Origin of the sequence: Pedobacter cryoconitis (assembly GCF_003259615.1) — a bacterium.
Lineage (GTDB): Bacteria > Bacteroidota > Bacteroidia > Sphingobacteriales > Sphingobacteriaceae > Pedobacter > Pedobacter cryoconitis.
This window is the reverse complement of sequence record NZ_QLLR01000001.1, coordinates 570,246-591,725: the sequence shown is the minus strand read 5'-3', so window position 1 is coordinate 591,725 and position 21,480 is coordinate 570,246. Positions and strand designations below refer to the sequence as shown.

The following is a 21,480-nucleotide window of genomic DNA, read 5'->3' as shown; positions in this document are numbered from 1 at the left end:
AAAGGATCTTTTTACCGCTATTCTGGGAATTTTTTTCTAGTTTTAACCGCTTAAATACGTGGCTTAATTTATAGAAAAAACAAGGCCCCGGGTTTTAAATTATAAACAATCATTTGTTATGCAAGAGATCAAAAAATATGTAGAAGACAACAAACAACGCTTTTTAGACGAGTTGTTTGAATTATTACGTTTTCCTTCAGTAAGTGCAGACCCGAAATATAAAGGTGATGTATTGAAAACTGCTGCTTTTGTTGCAGAAAAGCTGAAAGAAGCGGGTGCAGATAAAGTGGAGATTTGTGAAACTGCCGGATACCCGATCATCTATGGAGAGAAAATTATTGATGCAGCATTACCTACTGTTTTAATTTATGGCCATTATGATGTGCAGCCAGCAGATCCATTGGAATTATGGCATACGCCTCCTTTTGAGCCTACAGTTCGTGATGGTAAAATCTATGCACGTGGTGCTTGTGATGATAAAGGACAGTTCTACATGCACGTGAAGGCTTTCGAATTGATGATGAAAACCAACACGCTTGCTTGTAATGTGAAATTTATGATTGAAGGCGAAGAAGAGGTAGGGTCGAGTAACCTTGGCGTTTTCGTCAAAGCAAATACGGAACGTTTGAAAGCTGATGTCGTTTTGATTTCTGATACTTCAATGATCAGCATGGAAAATCCTTCTATTGAAACCGGTTTACGTGGTTTAGCTTATATGGAAGTGGAAGTGACAGGTCCTAACAGAGATCTTCACTCGGGTGTTTATGGTGGTGCGGTTGCCAATCCAATCACTATTTTATGTAAAATGATAGCTTCATTACATGATGAGAACAATCATATTACTATTCCTGCTTTTTATGATAAAGTGGTGGACTTGACAGCGGATGAAAAAGCTGCTTTAAATTCGGCTCCTTTTGATTTGAATGACTATAAAAAAGATCTTGATATTAATGCGGAATGGGGTGAAAAAGGGTATTCTACTTTAGAGCGTACGGGTACAAGACCAACCTTGGAAGTGAATGGTATCTGGGGTGGTTATATTGGTGAAGGTGCTAAAACAGTATTGCCTTCTAAAGCAAATGCTAAAATTTCTATGCGCCTGGTTCCTCACCAGAGTTCTGATGAAATATCTGCTATTTTCCAAAAGCATTTTGAAAGTATCGCTCCTGATTTTGTAAAGGTAAAAGTTACTGCGCATCATGGTGGCGAGCCGGTAGTGACACCTACTGATAGTATTGCTTACCGTGCCGCTGAAAAAGCAATCTTAACGAGCTTTGGTAAAAAACCAATCCCAACAAGAGGTGGTGGTAGTATTCCTATCGTTGCTTTGTTTGAAGATGTACTGGGTATTAAATCTGTCTTGTTAGGCTTTGGTCTTGATAGTGATGCTTTACACTCACCAAATGAGAAATATGACATCTTCAATTACTATAAAGGAATTGAAACTTTGCCTTTATTCCACAAGTATTTTGCGGAACTAAGCAAATAATTTTAGATAATTCTATCCACAAAGGGCGGCCAAATGGCTGCCCTTTTGTATTTTTACCCCGTGCCTCCACCTATAAAGAAAACACCTTCCAACCAGGGAAAGCTTATTTTTGATCAGCCGCTTGTACCCAAAGCGACTCCAAAGATGGCTCCAAAAACACCTCCGAAGCGGAGAAAGCCTGCTGCAAAGAAGAAAAAAGGGCTTTCATTGCAATGGAAGTTTGTCATTGCAGGATTACTGCTCATTCTATTCTCCCCGCTATATTATGGGTATGTGCTGAAGCTTTTTACTTCGACAACCCGTTGGATACTCGATATTGGGGAAGATCCGAATTACCGGACTTATAAGAGTTTTGATATTCAAATTCCTAAAAGATATACGATTCACGGCATTGATGTTTCTTCTTATCAGGGTAAAATTGACTGGACTAAGGTAAAAGCGATGAAGGACGATGATGTCAGTATCAAATTTGCTTTCATCAAGGCTACGGAAGGAGTTTCAAGTGTTGATCCTTACTTTCAGCGCAATTGGCGGGAAGCTCCAAAAGCGGGTATTATTTGTGGTGCTTATCATTATTTTATTCCTAAAAAATCGGGTGTATGGCAGGCCAGGTTTTTCTTGCAGACAGTTAAGTATGAGTCTGGAGATTTACCTCCGGTAATTGATATTGAAACTTTAAGCGGTGTATCTCCGGAGAAAATGCGTGTAGAACTAAGGGATTTTATCACCCACGTAGAAAGAAAAACGGGCGTAAAACCTATCATTTATTCCGGGCTGGTCTTTTATAAAGATTACCTGAAAGGGCATTTTGATGGGTATCCTTTATGGATAGCACATTATTATAAAGCAGAGCTGAAAGCTGGTGCAAACACCAAATGGTCTTTTTGGCAGCATTCTGATAAAGCCAGGATTACAGGAATTAATCATGTGGTAGATTTTAATGCTTTTAGGGGAGACAGCTTATCTTTTCAGCAGCTGCTGATAAAATAGTGGTGTTTCATGCAGGTTAAATGGGTTTTTTTTATTCAGGAATAATAAAATGATCATATACATTAAAAGAATGCTGCTCATTATTGCTGGCTTTTTGCTTTCTGCAGGAGTTGACGCGCAAATTAAACCTGGTTTGCTTCAGGAAGGCGATCTTATTTTTCAAACGTCTTTATCTGCACAAAGCAAAGCTATTCAGCTGGCTACCAAGTCTAAATATTCTCATTGTGGAATCATTTTCAAGGATAAGAATGGATATTATGTATTGGAAGCAGTAAGCCAGGTGAAACGTACACCATTAGCGCAGTGGATAGCCAGAGGGAAAGGAAAGAATTTCGTAGTCAAGAGACTCAAAAATGCGGACCGGGTAATTAACGGAGCAACGCTGGTCAAAATGAAACAGGTGGGGCAGGAATTTACTGGTAAAGCTTATGATCTGACTTTTGAATGGTCGGATGCTCAAATCTATTGTTCTGAACTGATCTGGAAAATCTATGAACGTTCAACTGGTATCAGGATCGGAAAACTGGAAAAACTCCATGATTTCGATTTATCAAATGATATTGTTAAAAAGAAAATGAAAACCAGATATGGGAATAAGGTTCCAATGAATGAAACGGTTATTTCACCCGTCTCAATTTTTAACAGTAAATTACTTAAAACGGTCAGTTTGAAAGAGCCGGTTTAATCAGGTAAAATTATCTCAGGTGAAAGAATGGAAGATACAGGTGAAAGAACGGAAAATATCAGGTGAAAGAAACGGGAAATGTCAAATGAAAGAAATAGAAAAAGCACTGGTCTTCAATAAATTGCTCGATCAATATAATTATCTGGGATTACCGAAAGAATCAATTGATGAGGATGCTGATTTTACAATTCATAACCTGAAAGATATTCATCTGATTATTCCTTATCAATCGCCGGTCTACCGGACAAATTTCTTCTCTTTTGTTTTTGTGAAAAATGGCTCAGGGAAGTATACAACGGATGAACAGCTGTTTGAAATCAGCCCGGGCACTGTATACTTTACCAATCCCGGACATTTCAAATCTTATGGATGGCGTACCCTGGAAGAAGTTTACCTGGTCACTTTAAGTGAGTCTTTTCTGAAAGAGAATGTACATGCTGATATTTTTGATGAATTCCCCTTTCTTTTAGCGGAAACAGTGCCACCCAGAGTTTTGGAACCTTTGGTATTTGCAGAATTTGAACAGTTGTATCAGCAAATTAACACGGCTTACTTTTCTGATTCAGTTTATAAGAACAGGATGATAGGAAGTCTGTTTGTTGTGCTGCTCTTAAAGGTTAAAGAATATTTCTGGAAGGATTATAACCCAATATATGAGGGAAACCGAAGTTCTCAGATTGTTAAGGATTTCAAAAGAACGCTTGAAAAACATTATAGACAACTCGCAGCAGGCGAAGTGGAGCTGCTGTTCAGAGTTCAGGACTATGCAGATGCACAACATCTGCATCCTAATTACCTGAATAATGTAATTAAAAGTAAAACAGGTAAAGCAGCTGGCACCTGGATCTCGGAAAAAACTATTGCCGAAGCTAAAGCTATGCTTCAGAATTCTGCTATTTCTATCAAGGAAGTTGCTTACCGTTTGGGGTTTAGTGAGGCTACAAACTTCAGTAACTACTTTAAAAAGCATACCGATCTTTCCCCTGTTTTGTATCGGAAACAACAATCCGGTGCTGCATCTTAGAGATTCATATCTTATCCTATAATCTTCATATTTTTCGGAGCTGACAGAATAGTCATATTTGTCTTGTCATTAAAAACAAGGCAATTATGAAAACGTTAAACGGAAAAGTAATCTTAGTCACAGGCGCATCAAGAGGAATAGGTGCAGCTATAGCTCATCAACTGGCAGCCGCTGGTGCAAAAGTAATCGTTAATTATGCTGGTAGTAAACAGGCTGCTGATGAAACAGTTGCCAGTATCCAGGCTCTTGGAGGTGACGCGTTCGCAGTTCAGGCCGATGTGAGTAAAACGGATGAGGTAAAAAATCTCTTTGATGTGGCAATTGCACATTATGGCCGGCTGGATGTACTGGTTAACAATGCTGGTATTATGATTACTAAATTAATCAAAGATACCACTGATGAAGATTTTACCCGTCAGTTTGATATTAATGTTAAAGGTACTTTTAATACAATGCGTGAAGCTGCAACGCAGTTAGCTGATCAGGGAAGTATTATTAATTTCTCAACTTCTGTGAATCGTATTATGTTGCCTGGTTATGCGACTTATGTGGCAACTAAAGCGGCTGTAGAACAATTAACCCGTGTATTTTCTAAAGAGGTGGGCAGCCGCGGGATTAATGTCAACTCAATTTCTCCAGGCCCGACCAATACAGAACTGTTTACAAAAGGGAAACCACAGGAAGTGATTGACAGGTTAGCCTCTCTTTCTGCTTTCAACAGGATCGGTGAACCTGATGATATTGCAAAATTGGTTGTATTTCTGGCAAGTGATGAAGCGAAATGGATTAATGCACAGAATATTGGCGCTAATGGCGGAATGGCTTAGTACAGTTGTTTTTCTTAACAATTATATCATTGATAAGTATGTACGATTTAAAAAATAAAGTAGCCTTAATTACAGGCTCGGCAAGAGGTTTAGGTAAAGCTATAGCAGAACGTTATGCGGCATTAGGGGCTGATATTGTGCTCAACTATTCAAGAGATCAGGCATCAGCGGATGAAGTCGTGAGCAATATCAAAGCAATGGGAGCGAAGGTAATAGCCGTTAAAGCTGATGTCAGCAAAGTGGCAGAACTGGAAAGGTTATTCGCTGAAGCCATTGCAGCCTTTGGTAAAATTGATATTGTGGTAGCCAATGCGGGAATAGAAATGGTAGAAATGCCAGTGCTTGATTTTACGGAAGAGCAGTTTGACAGGCTGTTTGCAATCAATACCAAAGGCAGTTATTTTACGATGCAGCAGGCGGCTGAACATGTGTCGGATAATGGCAGGATCATTTATATTGCTTCCAGTACGACTGCGTTTCCGGTAGCGGGGATGGCTATTTATGGAGGAAGTAAAAGTACACCGCGTTATTTAGTAGACGTACTTTCTAAAGAAATAGGGCACAGAGGGGTCACTGTAAATTCTATCATCCCATTCGCAGTTGATAAGTCAGGTATTTTTGCAGAGGCCGATAGTTATCCTGAATTGAGAAAACAACTCGTAGCTAGCTGTCCGATGGGCAGACTTGCAGAAGTTGAAGATGTAGCAAACCTTGCCGAGTTCTTTGCAAGCGGACTTTCTTCGTTTGTTTCCGGGCAACACTTACTGGTGAACGGGGGAGCAACCAATTAAACTAAGAAACCCATTTTTGCACTGCCCCCAAATAGTGTCTAACTTTTTGGGGGCAGTGCAAAAATGGGCTCCTTAGTTATCAAAGGAAAGGTTTATTGATCAATTAGAAAGGATTAATACTATCATCTAATATCCTGTTCCAATCCGTATGGCGTTTAAGATACGCCACTACCAGCGGACATAAAGGAATCAATTTATACGCGTTTTCTTCCATATAGGCCAGGGTCTTTTCGATCACTGCGGTTGCTGCACCTTTGCCTTTCAATTCTTCCGGTGCTTCGGTATGAATGAGCCAGATTTTTTTACTTCTTTCTTTATAGTCTATAAATGCGGTATAATCACCCACTTTAAGTTCGAAACGGTTCTTATCCTGGTTCTTAATCAGGGGCAGATTTACATATTCTTCATTCATATCTTTCTATAATTAATTCAATACACCAAATTTTCCAGCATTGAAATCTTCAATTGCCTGATGAATTTCTTCTTCTGTATTCATTACAAAAGGGCCGTAACTTACTATCGGTTCATCAATTGGTACTCCGCTTAATAACAAGATAACACTTTTCTGATTCGCCTTGATATGGATTTCTTCTCCTGTATTCTCAAATAATACAAAACTGTGTGCGGTTACAATTTCATCATTCACAAGGATACTCCCATTCACAACTAACAACGCGGTGTTATGCGCGGCATCGATCGTGGTAGTTAGTTCCCCACCTTCATTCAATTGAATGTCGAACAAATTTACGGGGGTATAGGTTTCAGCTGGTCCGGTTACTCCGTTGAAGTTTCCGGCAATCACATTGACCAGGCCAGCCTGATCTGCTAATTCAACTTTACCCATCCCCGCAGCTTTTAATTCCTGGTAATGCGCGGGAACACATTTGTCTTTTTTAGGAAGATTTACCCATAACTGAACCATTTCAAAAGGGCCTCCTGTTTTAGAGAAGGTTTCTTCGTGATATTCTTTATGTAAAATCCCTTCTCCGGCAGTCATCCATTGTACATCACCAGCATTGATAATTCCGCTATTTCCGGCGCTATCATGATGTGCAATACTACCTTGATAAGCAATAGTTACGGTTTCAAAGCCTTTATGCGGGTGCACATCTACTCCTCTGATATGATCCGAAGGGCCAAAATCATATGCTGCATTAAAATCCATTAATAAAAACGGACTGATTCTTCTTTTAGAAATATCAGCACCAGGTATATAATTAAATACCCTGAACCCGTCACCCACCATGCCTGGCTGACCAGGTTTTGCCACGATTTTTTCAATTAACTTCTTCATTTTATTTCTCCTTTTTTGAGGTAATCAAAACGATTGTGTTAAAACATTTTAACAACAACGTGCGTTGATTTTCGTTATACAAATATACCCTGAACAGCGTCCGCATCAGTTGATGTAGGATAAGAAGTGACGTGCCCGTACAGAATTGTTTTTATCTTTGTAGTATGAATCTGGAACCTAATAGTTTAATCCGCGCCTCTTCTCCTTATCTTTTGCAGCATGCTTATAATCCTGTAAACTGGTATGAATGGGGGGAAGAAGCGTTAGCAAAAGCGAAGCGGGAAAACAAACTGATTTTGGTCAGTATTGGTTATTCTGCGTGCCACTGGTGCCATGTAATGGAACGGGAGAGCTTTGAATTACATGAAGTCGCAGAGGTCATGAACAAACATTTTGTTTGTATTAAAGTAGACCGGGAAGAAAGGCCTGACATTGATCAGATCTATATGCTGGCCATCCAGCTGATGACTGGCAGTGGCGGGTGGCCATTGAATTGTATCTGTTTACCGGATCAGCGGCCAATCTATGGAGGCACTTATTTTAAGAAAGAAGACTGGATCAATATTTTGTTAAACGTTGCCGATTTATGGCAAACTGAACCGGGTAAAGCAGAACAATATGCTGTTCAGCTAACTGAAGGTATCCGTAACTCAGAGAAAGTTATCCCTAATATCAGAACGACACCCTATACAGAAAAGGATCTGCAGGATATTACTACACCCTGGAAGCGTAATTTCGATATGACCGAAGGGGGATATAACCGGGCACCTAAATTTCCTTTACCAAATAACTGGCAGTTTTTATTGCGTTACAGTCATTTAATGAACGAAAATGCAACGCATGTGTCTACGCTGCTGACTTTGGAAAAGATGGCTTTTGGTGGCATTTACGATCAGATAGGAGGTGGTTTCGCCAGGTATTCGGTAGATAGCAACTGGCATGTACCTCACTTTGAAAAGATGTTATATGATAATGCACAGCTGATCAGTTTGTATGCGGAAGCTTATCAATTTTCGGGTATGCAGTTATTTAAGGAGGTTGCTATAGAATCCATCACCTGGATAGAGCGTGAAATGACTTCTCCTGAAGGATTATTCTATTCCGCATTGGATGCCGACAGTGAAGGAGTGGAAGGCAAATTCTACGTTTGGGATTTATTGGAGTTCGAGAAAATACTGGGCACTGATGCTACTTTAATGGCAGATTATTTCAATGTGACTGCGCAGGGGAATTGGGAAGAGGAAGAAATCAATATCCTGCTGAGAAAATATACACCAGAGGAATATGCGGAATTAAAAGGTATTCCGATTGCTGATTTTACAACCAGGCTGAACCTGGCAAAAGAGAAATTACTGGCAGTACGGAGTAAAAGAATGCACCCGGGTTTAGATGATAAGTGCCTGACTGCTTGGAATGCGATGATGATCAAAGCATTGGCAGAAAGCAGCCAGATTTTTGACCGGGAAGAGTTTTACCTGGCTGCAAAAAAAGCGGCAGATTTTATTCTGGCTAATATGACTACCGAAAATGGTGGATTGTACCGGAATTATAAACACAATAAAGCTTCGATTACAGGTTTTCTTGATGATTATGCTTTTTTTATAGCCGCACTGATTGCTTTATATGAAGCGGATTTTGAAGACCGCTGGTTATTAGAGGCCAGGAAACTGACGGAATCGGTATTGAGCAATTTCCGCGACCTGGATAGTCCGATGTTATTCTATACCCCCGCAAACGGAGAGTCTCTGATTGCGCGTAAGCACGAGATTATGGACAATGTAATTCCTGCCGCGAACTCTGTTATGGCGCAGAATTTAAAACATCTGGGTTTATTATTTGACGAAGCCCGGTATACAGAAAGAGCAGATGCTATGCTGGCTGCGGTACATCCTCAAATTAAAACTTATGGCTCTGCTTATTCCAACTGGGCGATTCAAATGATGAATGAAGTGTTTGGAATTAATGAAATTGCATTAACCGGAGATTCGATCACCCAGGTAAGGAAAAGTCTGAACCAGAGATACATCCCAAACAAAATTTTATTAGCAGGAACAAATTCTGTACTTCCTTTGTTAAAAGATAAGCAAAGCATTGAAACAAAAATCTATATTTGCCGAAATAAATCATGTCAGCTGCCTGTAACAACAGTTGAAGAAGCATTAAAATTAATTAACTAAATAAGATTCCAATGAGTATTAAACCCAATACAGTAGTTTCATTAACGTACGAACTGCATACGACTAATGAAGAGGGACAACAAGTTTTCGTAGAAAAAGCTGATGAGCAAAACGCATTGGTATTCTTATACGGTGCAGGCATGATGTTGCCTAAATTTGAAGAGCATTTGACTGGATTAAATGTTGGTGATGAATATAAATTTGAGCTGAGTGCGGCTGATGGTTACGGAGATTTAGATCCGGGGGCTTTCGCTGACTTACCAAAAGATATGTTCAAAGAAGTTGATCTGCCAAATGTAGGTGATGTTATTCCTTTACAGGATAATGAAGGAAATCACTTCAGAGCAGGTGTTACTGCTATTCATGATACTACTATTTCAGTAGATTTGAACCACCCTATGGCTGGTAAAAACCTGATTTTCGGTGGTAAAATCCTTTCGGTACGTGAAGCAACTGAAGAAGAATTAAGTCATGGTCACGCACATGGTGCTGACGGACACGCAGGGCACTAGTCCTGATAAATTATACTGAAAAAGGTGCGGAGGTTTTAACTTCTGCACCTTTTTTTATGGCTTTTTAATTCTTTTTAACGGCAAGGTTACATTTTTCACAAATCCCGTAAGCAGTTGTATTTACTGTTTTAGCCGTAAACCCTTTTGGCATCGTGCTGTGAGGCACTGCAACATCCAGGCAGTATATTTTATTGCAGGTGGTACAGTTAAAGTGAATATGTTCATCGTGGTGATGCTCTGCTGAACAGGAAGAAGAGCAGATCGCATAATTAGCCGTTCCGTTCATATCCATAATCCGGTGCAGAATTCCTTTATCCTCATAGATGTTTAAGATGCGGTAAAGTGTTACCCTGTCAATTTCTTTACCGAGCTTTTTTTCCAGTTCAGGTTGCGAAATCGCGACAGTATCTAAAGCTATCTCTTCTAAAACACGAACTCTTTGTTTAGTATGTTTTAGTGCGTGTTCTTTGAGTATGTTAGTTGGATCGATTTTCATGTTCGTTAAATTGACTTTGCATTCACTAGTGCTATTGGTGGGTTGTCCATTGCATTTCCGGTGTTTAGTTTCAGCGTTCCTTTAATGGTTATAGTTTGATAGGTGAATTTAATCGGTTCAGCAAGCTCAACCATTACCATAATCGGTACGCCATTTTTCCCGCAGAAATAACATTGGTTAATCGGAAGGGTCGAAAGCATAAATTTAGTTTGTTTCATCCCATCTTTAATAGGAACTAAATATCCTTCCAGTTCAAATGGTTTATTTGCATATTTTTTAATATCAGCATTGTAAATAGCATACATCTGTGTATCCTTCACAATTTTAAAATCTACTCCTCCAATCACGTCCCAATTCGAAGAGCTGATCTGATCATTCGGATTATGCTGAGCTTTCACTGCAAAACCTGAAAGTAGTAAAAGTATAATAACCAGTGATTTCATTCGTATGTTCATATTTAGTTTTTAGACAATATCTTAGAGATATTTGACCGGTAAGCCTGCAAGGCAGGAATTACAGCTGCAAATATACCAATCGCCAGCCCGGCAACAAATAAATAAATTTCATCCTTCAGTAAGATAAAGCCACTTAACCTGGCCTGACTGCTTTCCTGATAATTTCCAATGAGCTGCAGGACTAAATGTCCCAAAACTATTCCAATAATTGTACCAGCTAAAGTAAGCAGGACCCCTTCAAAAATAACGATACAAAATAACTGGCCTCTGGAAGCGCCCAATGTCCGCATGATGGCCAGATCGTAACTTCTTTCTTTTAAAGAGTTGTATAGATTAACAAATACACTGATGGCAGCGATCAGCATAATCAGGACAGCAAACCATTGCAGCGTATCTACGCCAACACCAATCAGGGAGAATAAACGGGTGCTTTCCATTGCAGGAGAGGCCGCTTGCAGGTTAGTAGACTGATTCACCATCCTTGGAAACATCACTACAGACATCGGTGACCTGTATTGAATAAGCAGCGCTGTAATTTCCTTTTCATCGTTATGCCCGGTTTGATCTGGCCGGTGATCTTTATGGTCATGATGTTCTGCGGCTTCTTCTTTTTCATGGTCTTCGTGCATTTTCCATACACTGGAAATATTAGTCAGGATCAGGTTATCTGTCACATTTCCCTGAGGGGTTAAAATTCCAACTACTTTATAAGCATGTGTTTTATGAATGTCTGAGCTGCCTGTAAGTCCGTGGGCACCGAAAAAGGTGTCTCCGATTTTTAGTTTCTGGTTGATAGCTACGGTGGAGCCTATGGTGACTTCAAAATCAGCCTTCCAGAATTTCCCGGTACTGGTTTTTAGTTTATAGATGCTGACGAAATTGCTATCTGTACCCACAATTCTGATGCCCTGGTAATTATCGCCCTGCGCTAAAGGAACGGCTTTTTTAACAAATGGACTGCGCGCTAATTCCTGTGCTTCTTTCAAAGGAATGTTTCCGGTAGGGAAGTCGATATAATAAATACTGCTTAGAATAAGCTGTAACGGGCTTCCTTTGGCACCAACCACCAGGTCGATGTCTTTCGCATTGTTATCTAATTTCTCCCCGATTTGGGTGGAAGCTAAAAGCAGAATTGTCAATATACCCGTACCAAAGGCAATGAGCATAATATTTAGTGCGGAGGATAGTGGTTTAGACCACAAACTTTTCCAGCTGATTTTTAATGGGCTCATTTTAATTCGTAAGTATTTGTAAATGCGTCTTTAACTCTTTTATCATGGGTAGCTACGATTAATGTAGCCTGGTTTAAACCCGATTGCTGTTGCAATAGTTCAAGCGCAGCCTGCGCATTTTTATCATCCAGACTGGAAGTCGGCTCATCGGCAATTAATAAGGCCGGTTTATTGATTACTGCCCTTGCGATAGAGACTCTTTGCAATTGTCCCTGGCTTAATTCACTGGGATAACTATTTTTCTTAGCTGCAATGCCTAAGGAAGTTAAGACTTCATTTACTCTTTTAAGGTCTTGTGGAAGACGGGCAAAACTCTGGGCCATGATCAGATTTTCTGCAATAGTCAGACTTTTAATTAAATGGGGACGCTGAAAGATGATTCCTATATTTCTTCCTCTAAACTGGTCGAGTTCGCGGGAGGATAAGGAGTAGATCGACGTACCATTCATATTTACTGCTCCGGCAGCAGGTTTTAATATCCCGGTGAGGATGTGCAGCAAGGTTGTCTTTCCGCTGCCCGATTCTCCTAAGAGTAACCACTGCTCGCCATTGTTGATTTCCCAGTCTTTAAAGCCGATACGATGGGCATTGCTGTAACTGTGTGCAACTGATTTGATGGATACCATTTGTAGGGTTCTGTTTATTTTTTAACAAAAGTACTACATGCAAGTTTATTGCATATAGAATGTATGTAAAGAGTTTGCTACTGCAATTGAATAGGTAAACGTGCTGTTTTTCGGATTGTTGTCTCTTGGTAAATATAAATGCAATTATATTGCATTTATATTAGAGTATCTTATATTTGCAACTCAATTGCATTAATATACACGTCAAATGAAAGCTAAATTATTACCTGTAACAGTGCTCAGTGGGTTCCTTGGAAGTGGGAAAACCACATTGTTGAACCATATTCTCCACAATAAACAAAACTTGCGGGTGGCGTTGATTGTCAATGATATGGGCGAAATAAATATCGATGCCAATGCGGTTCAGCGGGAGAATATGTTATCCCGGACAGAAGAGAAGCTGGTAGAAATGAGCAATGGTTGCATTTGCTGCACGCTGCGGGAAGATTTGATTGCTGAAGTAGAGAAATTGGCGAAGGAAGACCGGTTTGATTACCTGATTATCGAAAGTACGGGTATTTCTGAGCCTGTTCCGGTAGCACAAACCTTCAGTTATGTAGATCTGGCGATGAATATTGACTTAAGTAAGTTCAGTAAACTGGATACGATGGTCACGGTAGTAGACTGTTTTAATTTTAAGAAAGATTTTGGAACGAATGAATTACTGGTAGACAGGGGATGGATAGATGACAATGCAGACCGGCGGACCATCGTTAATTTGTTAACGGATCAGATTGAATTTGCGAATGTAATTATCCTGAATAAAACAGATTTGGTTTCAGCGGAAGATTTATTGCTGTTGAAAGCTGTGGTCAGGAAATTGAATCCTTCAGCCAAATTAATTGATACTTCTTTTAGCCAGGTCGATTTGAAAGAGATATTAAATACGGGTTTGTTTGATTTTGATGAGGCTTCACAAGGGGCTGGATGGATTAAAGAGTTAAATGCAGAACATCTGCCCGAAACAGAGGAATATGGGATTAGCAGTACGGTATTTCGTTCTTCCAAACCTTTTCATCCGGAGCGTTTGTGGGATTATCTGAATAAACAGTTTCCTCCGAATGTGATCAGAACAAAAGGATTATTCTGGTTAGCGCCTATGCCAGACCGTGCTTTGAATTTTTCACAGGCGGGAGGCTCGCTGCGGATTGAGAGCGCCGGAACCTGGTGGGCAAGTATGCTGCCGTCTGAAAGATTGAATTACCAGGATTTTACAGAAAACAGGAAGGAAATTGAGAACCGCTGGGATGCAAATTATGGTGACCGGATGAATGAGCTGGTATTTATTGCGCAGGATCTTCAAAAGGAGCAGTTACATGAGGAATTGAACGCTTGTTTACTGACTGTGGAAGAAGAGCATCAACAGCAGGTATTTGTAAATCCTTTCGAAAACGTAATTCAGTAACCTTTACATTTAAATGCAATATAGTTGCAATTTTGTTGCTTTAGTATTATATTTGATCTTCATTATTTAGTTAACAGGTAAGCACTTGTAACGGGATTCATCACCCTGTTACAGTGCTTTTAAATTTTAATATCAGATCCTACCCGTATATTAGAGGTTTAACCAATCCTCTAAATCGTTATGATCAAAAAGATATGCTGTTTACTATCTTTATTCCTTATGCTAACTTTCAACGGCTTTTCACAGCAGTTTAAAGTATCTTATTCTCCTGTTTCACTGAATCAGCCTTTTACAGGAAAGGTTTTTCTCTACTTATCAAAGAATAATCCTGAACCTTTAACCGCATCTATTGGTATAGAGCCATTAAATTGCTTTGCTGTGGAAGTTAAGGGGATTAAACCGGGGGAAAGTATTGTTATTGATGATCTGGCAACGGCCTATCCTGTGCTCCCTTCAGAAATGGAGCGTGGAACTTACTATGTTCAGGCAGTATGGGACTTAAATTTGGGTGGAAGAGCTATTGCAGCGAGTCCTGGGAATATCTTTAGTCAACCACAAAAAATAGTAATAGGTAAAGACTTAAAGCAGTCTTTTACGTTATTGGCCGATCAGGTGGTTCCTGAACTTGTATTTCAGGAAACGGAATTTATTAAAGAGTTTAAGGCTCCTTCCAGGTTATTGAGTGATTTTTATCAGAAGAAATTTACTTTAGATGCAGCTGTTCAGTTGCCTGCTGAATATTATAAAAATCCGTCAGCTAAATTTCCAGTATTGTTTGTGGTGACTGGTTTTGGAGCCGATCATCACTATATGTCTGTACAGGGTAAATTGCCTTCAGTAATCGGGTCTACTCCGGTTATCCGGGTATTTCTGGATGGCAATTGTTCTCTGGGACATTCTGCTTATGCGAATAGCGATAATAATGGCCCCTGGGGGGATGCGCTGACCCAGGAATTTATTCCTCTGCTGGAAAAGCAGTATCGCTGTAATGGGGCAAGAATGCTGACTGGACATAGTAGCGGCGGCTGGTCTGTTTTATGGCTGCAAACCCATTATCCCAAGCTATTTTTAGCTACCGCTTCCAGCAGTCCTGATTATGTGGATTTCCGCAGGTTTCTAAACGTGAACTTATACAAAGATAGTAACCTGTTTTATGATGCTAAAGGGCAGATCAATCCGGGTGGAACGGTGGCTGGCAGATTTCCTTTTTCTTATTTGAAAGAAATGTACCAGGTAGAAAATGTGATTTCAAGAGGGCAGCAGCAGCGTTCCTTTGAAGCCGTATTTAGTAAAAAAGGCAAAGATGGGTTGCCGGAATTAATTTGTGATTCTAAAACGGGATTGATCAATCAACGTACTGCTGAAGACTGGAAAAGGTATGATATTTCTCTATATCTAAGAAATAACTGGAAAGATTTAAAGAAAGATCTGGATGGGAAAATACGGATTTCTATAGGGGACGAGGATAATTTTATGCTGAATTATCCGGTCAGATTAATGAACGAAGAAATGAAAGCGGTTTCGGCAGATATGCTTTTTAAATATTATCCGGGGGATCATTTTACGGTAAAAACAGCAGGATATATGGCTGATTTGTCCGGGTTCCTGGAAGAAAAGTATAAACAATGGTTACTTCAATCCGGAAAGCGAACAAAATAATAAAGAAGGTCTGATCAGGTTTTATTCATTCAGACCTTCTTTTTTTATTTCCTGGCTAGTAATTCTCCAGGAAATCTTCTCCCTTTTGGGTAATTGTTGCAGAGGGATGGGCGCTATCCGGATGAATAAGGATATAACCCAGGCGCTCCAGTTCTTCATAAGCTTCTTCCATTCCTCCAAGAATAGAAGAACTTACTTGTTGTTCAACTGTTTCCAGTATTCTTTTGATTTCTTCTTTTTCCATACTTAAATTTAACAATTTTTATCGTAAGGTTGTTTGGTAATTTTAATAGGGTTCATAAAATATATTTATTTTTGTGTCCATGAAAACATACCCTAATTCGTTATTTATCTTCCTTTTATTGTTTCTTTTCGCTTGTCATTCCGATTCTGAACAACAGAAAGCTAAAACTGCTGCGGACACCTTAAGCAGTACTCAGCAATCAACAGCTCCTGTAAAATCTTCTCCGGCAGATGCTAAAACGATTCTTTCGCGTAAAGAAGTTCCCGTGTTATGTTACCACCAGATCAGGGACTGGAAAGCTTCAGATTCTCAAAGAGCACATGATGATATTATTCCCCCTGCTAATTTCAGGGATCATATGAAAATGCTGGCAGATAGTGGGTACCATACTATTTTACCTGATCAGTTATACGATTATTTAAATTATGGGACGAAACTGCCTTCAAAGCCGATCATGATTTCTTTTGATGATACCGATCTGGATCAATATACAGTTGGTGCTTCGGAGTTAAAAAAGCATGGCTTTAAAGGGGTATTTTTTATCATGACTGTATCTATCGGCAGACCAAGATATATGAGTAAAGCGCAAATTAAAGAGCTATCGGATGATGGGCATGTAATAGCCAGTCATACCTGGAACCACAAGAACTTTGCGCAGTTTACCGACCAGGACTGGACAATCCAGATTGATAAGCCTACACAGACTTTAGAAAAGATTACCGGGAAAAAGGTGGAGTATTTCGCTTATCCTTATGGAGTTTTCAAAGCAGCTAACCTGCATAAATTAAAAGAACATGGGTTTAAGGCGGCATTTATTTTGTCTACGCCAATGGATGAGGTGAATCCGGTTTATACAATCAGAAGGATTATTGACCCGGGACGTTATACCGCTAAAAATCTATACAATAGTTTACAGAAGAGCTTTAATAAGAAAAAGGTAGTTGCGCCTGGTTCTTAAACAGGTCAATTTATAAATGTAAAAAAGGGTTGTCTGAAATTTTCAGACAACCCTTTTTTATATGATCAAATCAGGAGCTTATTTATATAATTCGGCTCTGATTTGTGCTACATCGTCACTGTTGATATAATCATCATAGCTCATCATCTTATCAATTGATCCGTTAGGTGTCAATTCGATAACCCTTGTCGCTACAGATTCAGTTAAGGCATGATCTCGTGAGGTAAATAAAACAGTTCCTTTGAAATCTTTAAGTCCGTTGTTCAATGCAGTGATTGATTCCAGATCCAGGTGATTCGTCGGCTCATCAAATAATAACAAGTTAGCTTGTCTTAACATCATCTGAGAGAACATACAACGCATTTTCTCTCCACCTGACAATACTTTACAGTTCTTTAATACTTCTTCTCCGGAGAACAGCATTCTACCCAGGAAACTTCTTACAAACTGCTCGTCTTTATCTGTGTCAGAGTATTCTCTTAACCAGTCAACCAGGTTCATATCTTTTCCTTCGAAATAAGAAGAGTTATCATTTGGAATATCTGCTGTATTGATAGTTACACCATATTTGAATTCTCCGGTATAGTTTTTATCACGACCTGTCAGTACATTATAAAAAGCAGTAGTCGCTAAACTGTTCTGAGAAACAACAGCAATTTTATCGCCTTTGTTCACCATGAAGTTTACGCCTTTAAACAAGACTTCGCCATGGCTGCTCAGGGCAAGATTTTCTACCTGAAGGATCTGGTCACCAGCTTCTCTGCCACCTACGTTGTTAAACATAATTGCAGGGTATTTACGGCTGGATGGCTTAATCTCAGTCAGGTCAATTTTATCAAGGGCTTTCTTACGGGAAGTAGCCTGTTTTGATTTGGAAGCATTCGCACTGAAACGCTGGATAAATTCCTGCAGTTCCTTTACTTTCTCTTCTAATTTTTTATTTTGATCACCACGTTGTTTTAAGGCAAGCTGACTTGACTCATACCAGAACGTATAGTTACCAGAGTAAGTAGTCATTTTGGCAAAGTCAATATCCACAATATGCGTACAAACCGCGTCTAAAAAGTGTCTATCGTGAGATACCACCAATACTGTACTTTGATAGTCAGCCAGGAAGTTTTCTAACCAGGCGATAGTTTCTATATCCAGGTCATTCGTTGGCTCATCCAGTAACAAAATGTCAGGGTTACCAAAAAGCGCTTGTGCAAGTAATACACGTACTTTTTGTTTACCGTCTAATTCAGTAATTTGTTTGTGGTGGAATTCTTCTTTAATTCCAAGATTGCTTAACATGGTTGCTGCATTGCTTTCCATATTCCAGCCGTCCATTTCAGCAAATCTGTTTTCCAGTTCACCTGCACGTTCACCGTCTTTATCAGAGAAATCTTCTTTCAGATAGATAGCGTCTTTCTCCTTCATGATGTCATATAATTCTTTATGACCGATCATAACGGTTTCAATAACTGAGAAATCATCATATTCATGGTGATTTTGTTTTAAAACCGCCATACGTTCTCCAGGCGTAAAAGCTACGCTGCCCGAGGTCTGATTAACTTCACCAGACAGGATTTTTAAGAAAGTTGATTTACCCGCGCCATTAGCTCCAATTACACCGTAACAGTTGCCAGGAGTGAATTTTAGGTTAACATCTTCAAATAGGGTACGTTTTCCGTAACGCAGGGATAAATTAGAAACTGAAATCATATTGCACAAAAATAAGCCGCAAAGGTAACGATAATTTAATAAAATGTTTTGTCTGGCAAAGGATTCAGTGGCTGAATTACATAGATTTATTGTAATATTCACCTGATGAAGCAGGAGCCTGTTAAAATTGTTATTTTTGTACACAATTATGGAAAGCGAAATAAATATACTTAGTTCTATTATACAGCGCAGACGGAGCATTTTCCCGCCAAGTTATACACAGGAAGAAATTCCTGAGGAGTTGATTACCCAGGTACTGGAAAGTGCAAATTATGCACCTACGCATAAATTAACGCAGCCGTGGAGGTTTATCGTTTACCGGAATGAGGGAAAACGTAAACTGGGAACGGAGCTTGCACGTTTGTATAAGCAGGGGACACCTGAGGCGCAGTTCCTGCAAAAGAAATATGATGGGATCATCGAGAAAGCAGTGCAGTCAAGTTGTGTGATTGTGTTAAATGCGCAATTGCATCCTGATATTATTCCGGAATGGGAAGAAATTGCGGCCTTTGCGTGTGCGGTGCAGAATATGGCATTAACGGCAGAAGCATTGAAGATTGGTGCGTACTGGAGTTCGCCGGGAATGATTACTCAAATGGATGAGTATTTGGAACTGGCACCGAATGAAAAATGTTTTGGGTTGTTTTATATGGGTTTTCATAATGAGGAACCGCGTGCACCAAAACGCACACCGATGACAGAAAAAGTAAGATGGATCAATGGGTAATATGGAAGGGTTAAAAGCGAAATTATATCAGTCTTGTATGGATTTTATCATGCAAAGGATCAATACTGCCGAAACTGCTTTAGAGCAGGCACAAGAGGCGAGTAATGATGATACAAAAAGCAGTGCGGGTGATAAGTTTGAGACTACACGGGAAATGATGCAGCAGGATATTGGCAGAAATAAAAGCTTATTAATGGATGCAAAGCAGAACCTGGCTTTGTTATCTTCTCTGGAAGAGGCTGTTCATAGTGATGTGGTTAGAAATGGAGCTCTGGTTTATACTTCTAACGGGATATTTTATATCAGTATTAGTGCAGGGCAGTTGAAAGTTGATCAGCAGCAGGTGTTTGCGATTTCAGCAGTTTCTCCAATTGGGCAGTTACTGGTGGGCAAGAAGGTTGGAGAGTCTTTCAGTTTTAATAAGAATGAGTATACGATTAAGGAAATAGTATAGGAATTGATAGATATTAATGAAATGGGCAGGTGATTAATTACCTGCCCATTTTGTTTAAAAGCTGTTTTTAATGCTATTACTTAAAGTTTTTGGTGTCCAGTAACCACTGGCAATAATCCTTCTGATCGTAAACAGCGGATCTTTTTCATCCCGTTTAGTAGATAAAATAAACGCACTCTTGAATCCTCTTTTCTTCAACTCAGGAATAGCCTCCGGGTTCCATAAACCAAATGGATAAGCGAAATGGTGAATGTTTTTACCAGTAATTTCTTGTAATGTCTTGGTTGGTTTGTCAATTTGGATTTCCCAATCTTTACCCTGGTATTTTTTCACGTTGTGGTGATCCCAGGTATGAGAACCAATATCATTTCCTTTATCTGAAAGATCTTTAACCTGCGCTCTGCTCATGTAATTTGGTCTGCCGAGAGAAACGGTCATCACGAAGAAAGCACCTTTGAAACCATATTTTTTCATAGTAGGTTCAGCAATAGTATACTGATCCAGATCGGTATCATCAAAAGTTAATAAGATAGGCTTCGAAGGCAGTGGTGTACCGTTATTCAGGTAATCATATAACTGATCCAGCAAAATCGTGTGATAACCACTATCTGCCAGCATTTTCATGTGGCCTTTAAATACATCTATTGGAATAATATAATCTTTAGCTGCTTTGGAATCTTTAGGTCTCCAATCACGGATCTGGTGATAACATAATACCGGAACTTGTTTACGCGCAAGAATTGTTTTGGCATCAGCCACCTTGATCTTCGAAATATCTACAGCCTTATTCGGGGCAGCAGGTTCATTGGAAGTAGTAGTAGCTACATTAGCAGTGCTGTCTTTGGTATCTTCTTTTTTGTTTTGAGATTTGGACTGGCAGCCGGCACTTAATAATAGTGCAGCAGCAGTTAAGGATAGGATATAGTGTTTCATTCAGAGATTTTATGTGTTGGTTGCTAAATTAGGAAATCAACTGACATTTTTATTATTAAAAGCAAAAAAGGCAAGACAATATTGCCTGGCCTTTTTTGTATAAAAAGTTGTGTAGAGTATTTACATACTATAAGTAGAACTGAACACCGATTTTTGGAGCGAAGAAGTTTGCACCAATGTTGAATTCTTTGTTACCGCCACCGATTTTATTACCATCGTTGTCTTTATTAGTGTTGTCGTTGTAGCTAATACCTCTAACAGAGAATTCGATACCGAATTTTTTGCTTGGGAAAAATGCAAAACCTGGAGATAAAGCAACACCTACGTTGTTAAATTTAGAAGTTTTTACATAGTTGTTACCATCGTTGTCACCAGTTTTGTTGTTACCAAATGCCATAGGAACTGATAATTGTCCGAAGAATTTGAATGACTCATTGATACCTTTGTAGTAACGTGCAAATGGAGCGACTACGAAAGCTTGAGTTTTTTGAGTTATACCTGCAGCGTCATTAACGTTTACATGGAATTTAGAAGACTCAAAACCAACACCTGTACCGATTGCGAAGTTATCAGTTACAAAATAACCAACACTAGGAACGATATTAAAAGATGTGTTTGATTTATTTGCACCATTTGGTTTGTTAGAATCAAATTCAACGTTACCACCTAACATGAATTTACCTTTTTCAGTTTGAGCTTGAGTTGTGAATGCTAATGCTGAAACTGCGATTAATGATAATAATAATTTTTTCATTTTGTTGCTTTTTTAATTTATATCAAGCCAGAATTTTTATTTTT

Annotated in this window: 23 protein-coding genes; 13 read left to right on the top strand and 10 right to left on the bottom strand. The window is 39.3% G+C overall.

Annotated features, from left to right (window positions below; genetic code table 11):
* The first annotated feature begins 118 nt into the window (after window positions 1-118).
* The 6 genes from LY11_RS02585 (at window position 119) to LY11_RS02560 (ending at window position 5,806) form a co-directional block, all read left to right on the top strand.
* On the top strand, window positions 119-1,489 hold the full coding sequence (locus LY11_RS02585) for a dipeptidase (protein ID WP_111632151.1): 1,371 nt from the start codon (window positions 119-121) through the stop codon (window positions 1,487-1,489).
* A gap of 60 nt (window positions 1,490-1,549) precedes the next feature.
* On the top strand, window positions 1,550-2,479 hold the full coding sequence (locus tag LY11_RS02580; RefSeq protein ID WP_245952574.1) for a glycoside hydrolase family 25 protein: 930 nt from the start codon (window positions 1,550-1,552) through the stop codon (window positions 2,477-2,479).
* Between the two features lie 49 nt (window positions 2,480-2,528).
* A complete protein-coding gene (locus LY11_RS02575) occupies window positions 2,529-3,164 on the top strand; it encodes a YiiX family permuted papain-like enzyme (RefSeq protein ID WP_111632149.1) in 636 nt (211 codons plus the stop codon).
* Window positions 3,165-3,183: 19 nt separating this feature from the next.
* The gene (locus LY11_RS02570) at window positions 3,184-4,188 is read left to right on the top strand and encodes a helix-turn-helix domain-containing protein (protein ID WP_245952572.1); all 1,005 of its coding nucleotides are present in this window, start codon (window positions 3,184-3,186) and stop codon (window positions 4,186-4,188) included.
* Window positions 4,189-4,274: 86 nt separating this feature from the next.
* Window positions 4,275-5,015, top strand: a complete 741-nt coding sequence (locus tag LY11_RS02565; RefSeq protein ID WP_111632148.1) for an SDR family oxidoreductase — start codon at window positions 4,275-4,277, stop codon at window positions 5,013-5,015.
* Between the two features lie 38 nt (window positions 5,016-5,053).
* Window positions 5,054-5,806, top strand: coding sequence for an SDR family oxidoreductase (locus LY11_RS02560; protein WP_111632147.1), 753 nt, complete (start codon window positions 5,054-5,056; stop codon window positions 5,804-5,806).
* Between the two features lie 103 nt (window positions 5,807-5,909).
* Here the strand turns inward: LY11_RS02560 and LY11_RS02555 are convergent, their stop codons facing one another.
* Together LY11_RS02555 and LY11_RS02550 are read right to left on the bottom strand one after the other, a co-directional pair.
* Window positions 5,910-6,218 (bottom strand): GNAT family N-acetyltransferase, encoded by a 309-nt coding sequence (locus LY11_RS02555; RefSeq protein WP_111632146.1) that lies wholly within the window; start codon window positions 6,216-6,218, stop codon window positions 5,910-5,912.
* Between the two features lie 12 nt (window positions 6,219-6,230).
* Complete coding sequence (locus LY11_RS02550; protein WP_111632145.1) at window positions 6,231-7,100, bottom strand: pirin family protein; 870 nt, start codon at window positions 7,098-7,100, stop codon at window positions 6,231-6,233.
* A 164-nt stretch (window positions 7,101-7,264) separates the two neighbouring features.
* Between LY11_RS02550 and LY11_RS02545 the strand changes: the two genes are divergently transcribed.
* Window positions 7,265-9,277, top strand: a complete 2,013-nt coding sequence (locus LY11_RS02545) for a thioredoxin domain-containing protein (RefSeq protein WP_111632144.1) — start codon at window positions 7,265-7,267, stop codon at window positions 9,275-9,277.
* Between the two features lie 11 nt (window positions 9,278-9,288).
* Window positions 9,289-9,789 carry an FKBP-type peptidyl-prolyl cis-trans isomerase gene (locus tag LY11_RS02540; RefSeq protein WP_111632143.1) on the top strand — a complete coding sequence of 167 codons (501 nt, stop codon included), beginning with the start codon at window positions 9,289-9,291 and terminating at the stop codon, window positions 9,787-9,789.
* 64 nt (window positions 9,790-9,853) lie between these two features.
* Here LY11_RS02540 and LY11_RS02535 read toward each other — a convergent pair whose 3' ends face one another.
* The 4 genes from LY11_RS02535 to LY11_RS02520 are packed head-to-tail and all read right to left on the bottom strand — an operon-like array spanning window position 9,854 to window position 12,598.
* Window positions 9,854-10,285 carry a Fur family transcriptional regulator gene (locus LY11_RS02535; RefSeq protein WP_111632142.1) on the bottom strand — a complete coding sequence of 144 codons (432 nt, stop codon included), beginning with the start codon at window positions 10,283-10,285 and terminating at the stop codon, window positions 9,854-9,856.
* A gap of 5 nt (window positions 10,286-10,290) precedes the next feature.
* A complete protein-coding gene (locus tag LY11_RS02530; protein ID WP_245952571.1) occupies window positions 10,291-10,740 on the bottom strand; it encodes a hypothetical protein in 450 nt (149 codons plus the stop codon).
* Between the two features lie 2 nt (window positions 10,741-10,742).
* Entirely contained in the window at window positions 10,743-11,972 is a 1,230-nt protein-coding gene (locus LY11_RS02525) for an ABC transporter permease (RefSeq protein ID WP_111632140.1), read from the bottom strand.
* On the bottom strand, window positions 11,969-12,598 hold the full coding sequence (locus LY11_RS02520; protein ID WP_111632139.1) for an ABC transporter ATP-binding protein: 630 nt from the start codon (window positions 12,596-12,598) through the stop codon (window positions 11,969-11,971). The genes LY11_RS02525 and LY11_RS02520 overlap by 4 nt, the downstream gene beginning before the upstream one ends.
* Before the next feature lie 208 nt (window positions 12,599-12,806).
* Between LY11_RS02520 and LY11_RS02515 the strand changes: the two genes are divergently transcribed.
* Both LY11_RS02515 and LY11_RS02510 read left to right on the top strand, forming a co-directional pair.
* Entirely contained in the window at window positions 12,807-14,003 is a 1,197-nt protein-coding gene (locus LY11_RS02515; protein WP_111632138.1) for a GTP-binding protein, read from the top strand.
* Between the two features lie 219 nt (window positions 14,004-14,222).
* Window positions 14,223-15,662: an alpha/beta hydrolase-fold protein gene (locus LY11_RS02510; RefSeq protein WP_211321468.1), complete on the top strand. Its 1,440-nt coding sequence runs from the start codon at window positions 14,223-14,225 to the stop codon at window positions 15,660-15,662.
* A gap of 55 nt (window positions 15,663-15,717) precedes the next feature.
* On the opposite strand, the gene LY11_RS02505 is transcribed toward LY11_RS02510, so the two are convergent.
* Window positions 15,718-15,906, bottom strand: coding sequence for a hypothetical protein (locus LY11_RS02505; protein WP_111632136.1), 189 nt, complete (start codon window positions 15,904-15,906; stop codon window positions 15,718-15,720).
* Window positions 15,907-15,985: 79 nt separating this feature from the next.
* Between LY11_RS02505 and LY11_RS02500 the strand changes: the two genes are divergently transcribed.
* A complete protein-coding gene (locus LY11_RS02500) occupies window positions 15,986-16,864 on the top strand; it encodes a polysaccharide deacetylase family protein (RefSeq protein ID WP_245952569.1) in 879 nt (292 codons plus the stop codon).
* Between the two features lie 78 nt (window positions 16,865-16,942).
* On the opposite strand, the gene LY11_RS02495 is transcribed toward LY11_RS02500, so the two are convergent.
* A complete protein-coding gene (locus LY11_RS02495) occupies window positions 16,943-18,568 on the bottom strand; it encodes an ABC-F family ATP-binding cassette domain-containing protein (RefSeq protein WP_111632134.1) in 1,626 nt (541 codons plus the stop codon).
* Between the two features lie 148 nt (window positions 18,569-18,716).
* On the opposite strand from LY11_RS02495, the gene LY11_RS02490 reads away from it, so the two are divergent.
* Window positions 18,717-19,295 (top strand): nitroreductase family protein, encoded by a 579-nt coding sequence (locus tag LY11_RS02490; protein WP_111632133.1) that lies wholly within the window; start codon window positions 18,717-18,719, stop codon window positions 19,293-19,295.
* Window position 19,296: 1 nt separating this feature from the next.
* Window positions 19,297-19,749: a GreA/GreB family elongation factor gene (locus LY11_RS02485; RefSeq protein ID WP_245952566.1), complete on the top strand. Its 453-nt coding sequence runs from the start codon at window positions 19,297-19,299 to the stop codon at window positions 19,747-19,749.
* A gap of 54 nt (window positions 19,750-19,803) precedes the next feature.
* Here the strand turns inward: LY11_RS02485 and LY11_RS02480 are convergent, their stop codons facing one another.
* Window positions 19,804-20,682, bottom strand: coding sequence for a polysaccharide deacetylase family protein (locus tag LY11_RS02480; RefSeq protein ID WP_111632131.1), 879 nt, complete (start codon window positions 20,680-20,682; stop codon window positions 19,804-19,806).
* Window positions 20,683-20,809: 127 nt separating this feature from the next.
* Window positions 20,810-21,436 (bottom strand): outer membrane beta-barrel protein, encoded by a 627-nt coding sequence (locus tag LY11_RS02475; RefSeq protein WP_111632130.1) that lies wholly within the window; start codon window positions 21,434-21,436, stop codon window positions 20,810-20,812.
* Window positions 21,437-21,480: the final 44 nt, after the last annotated feature.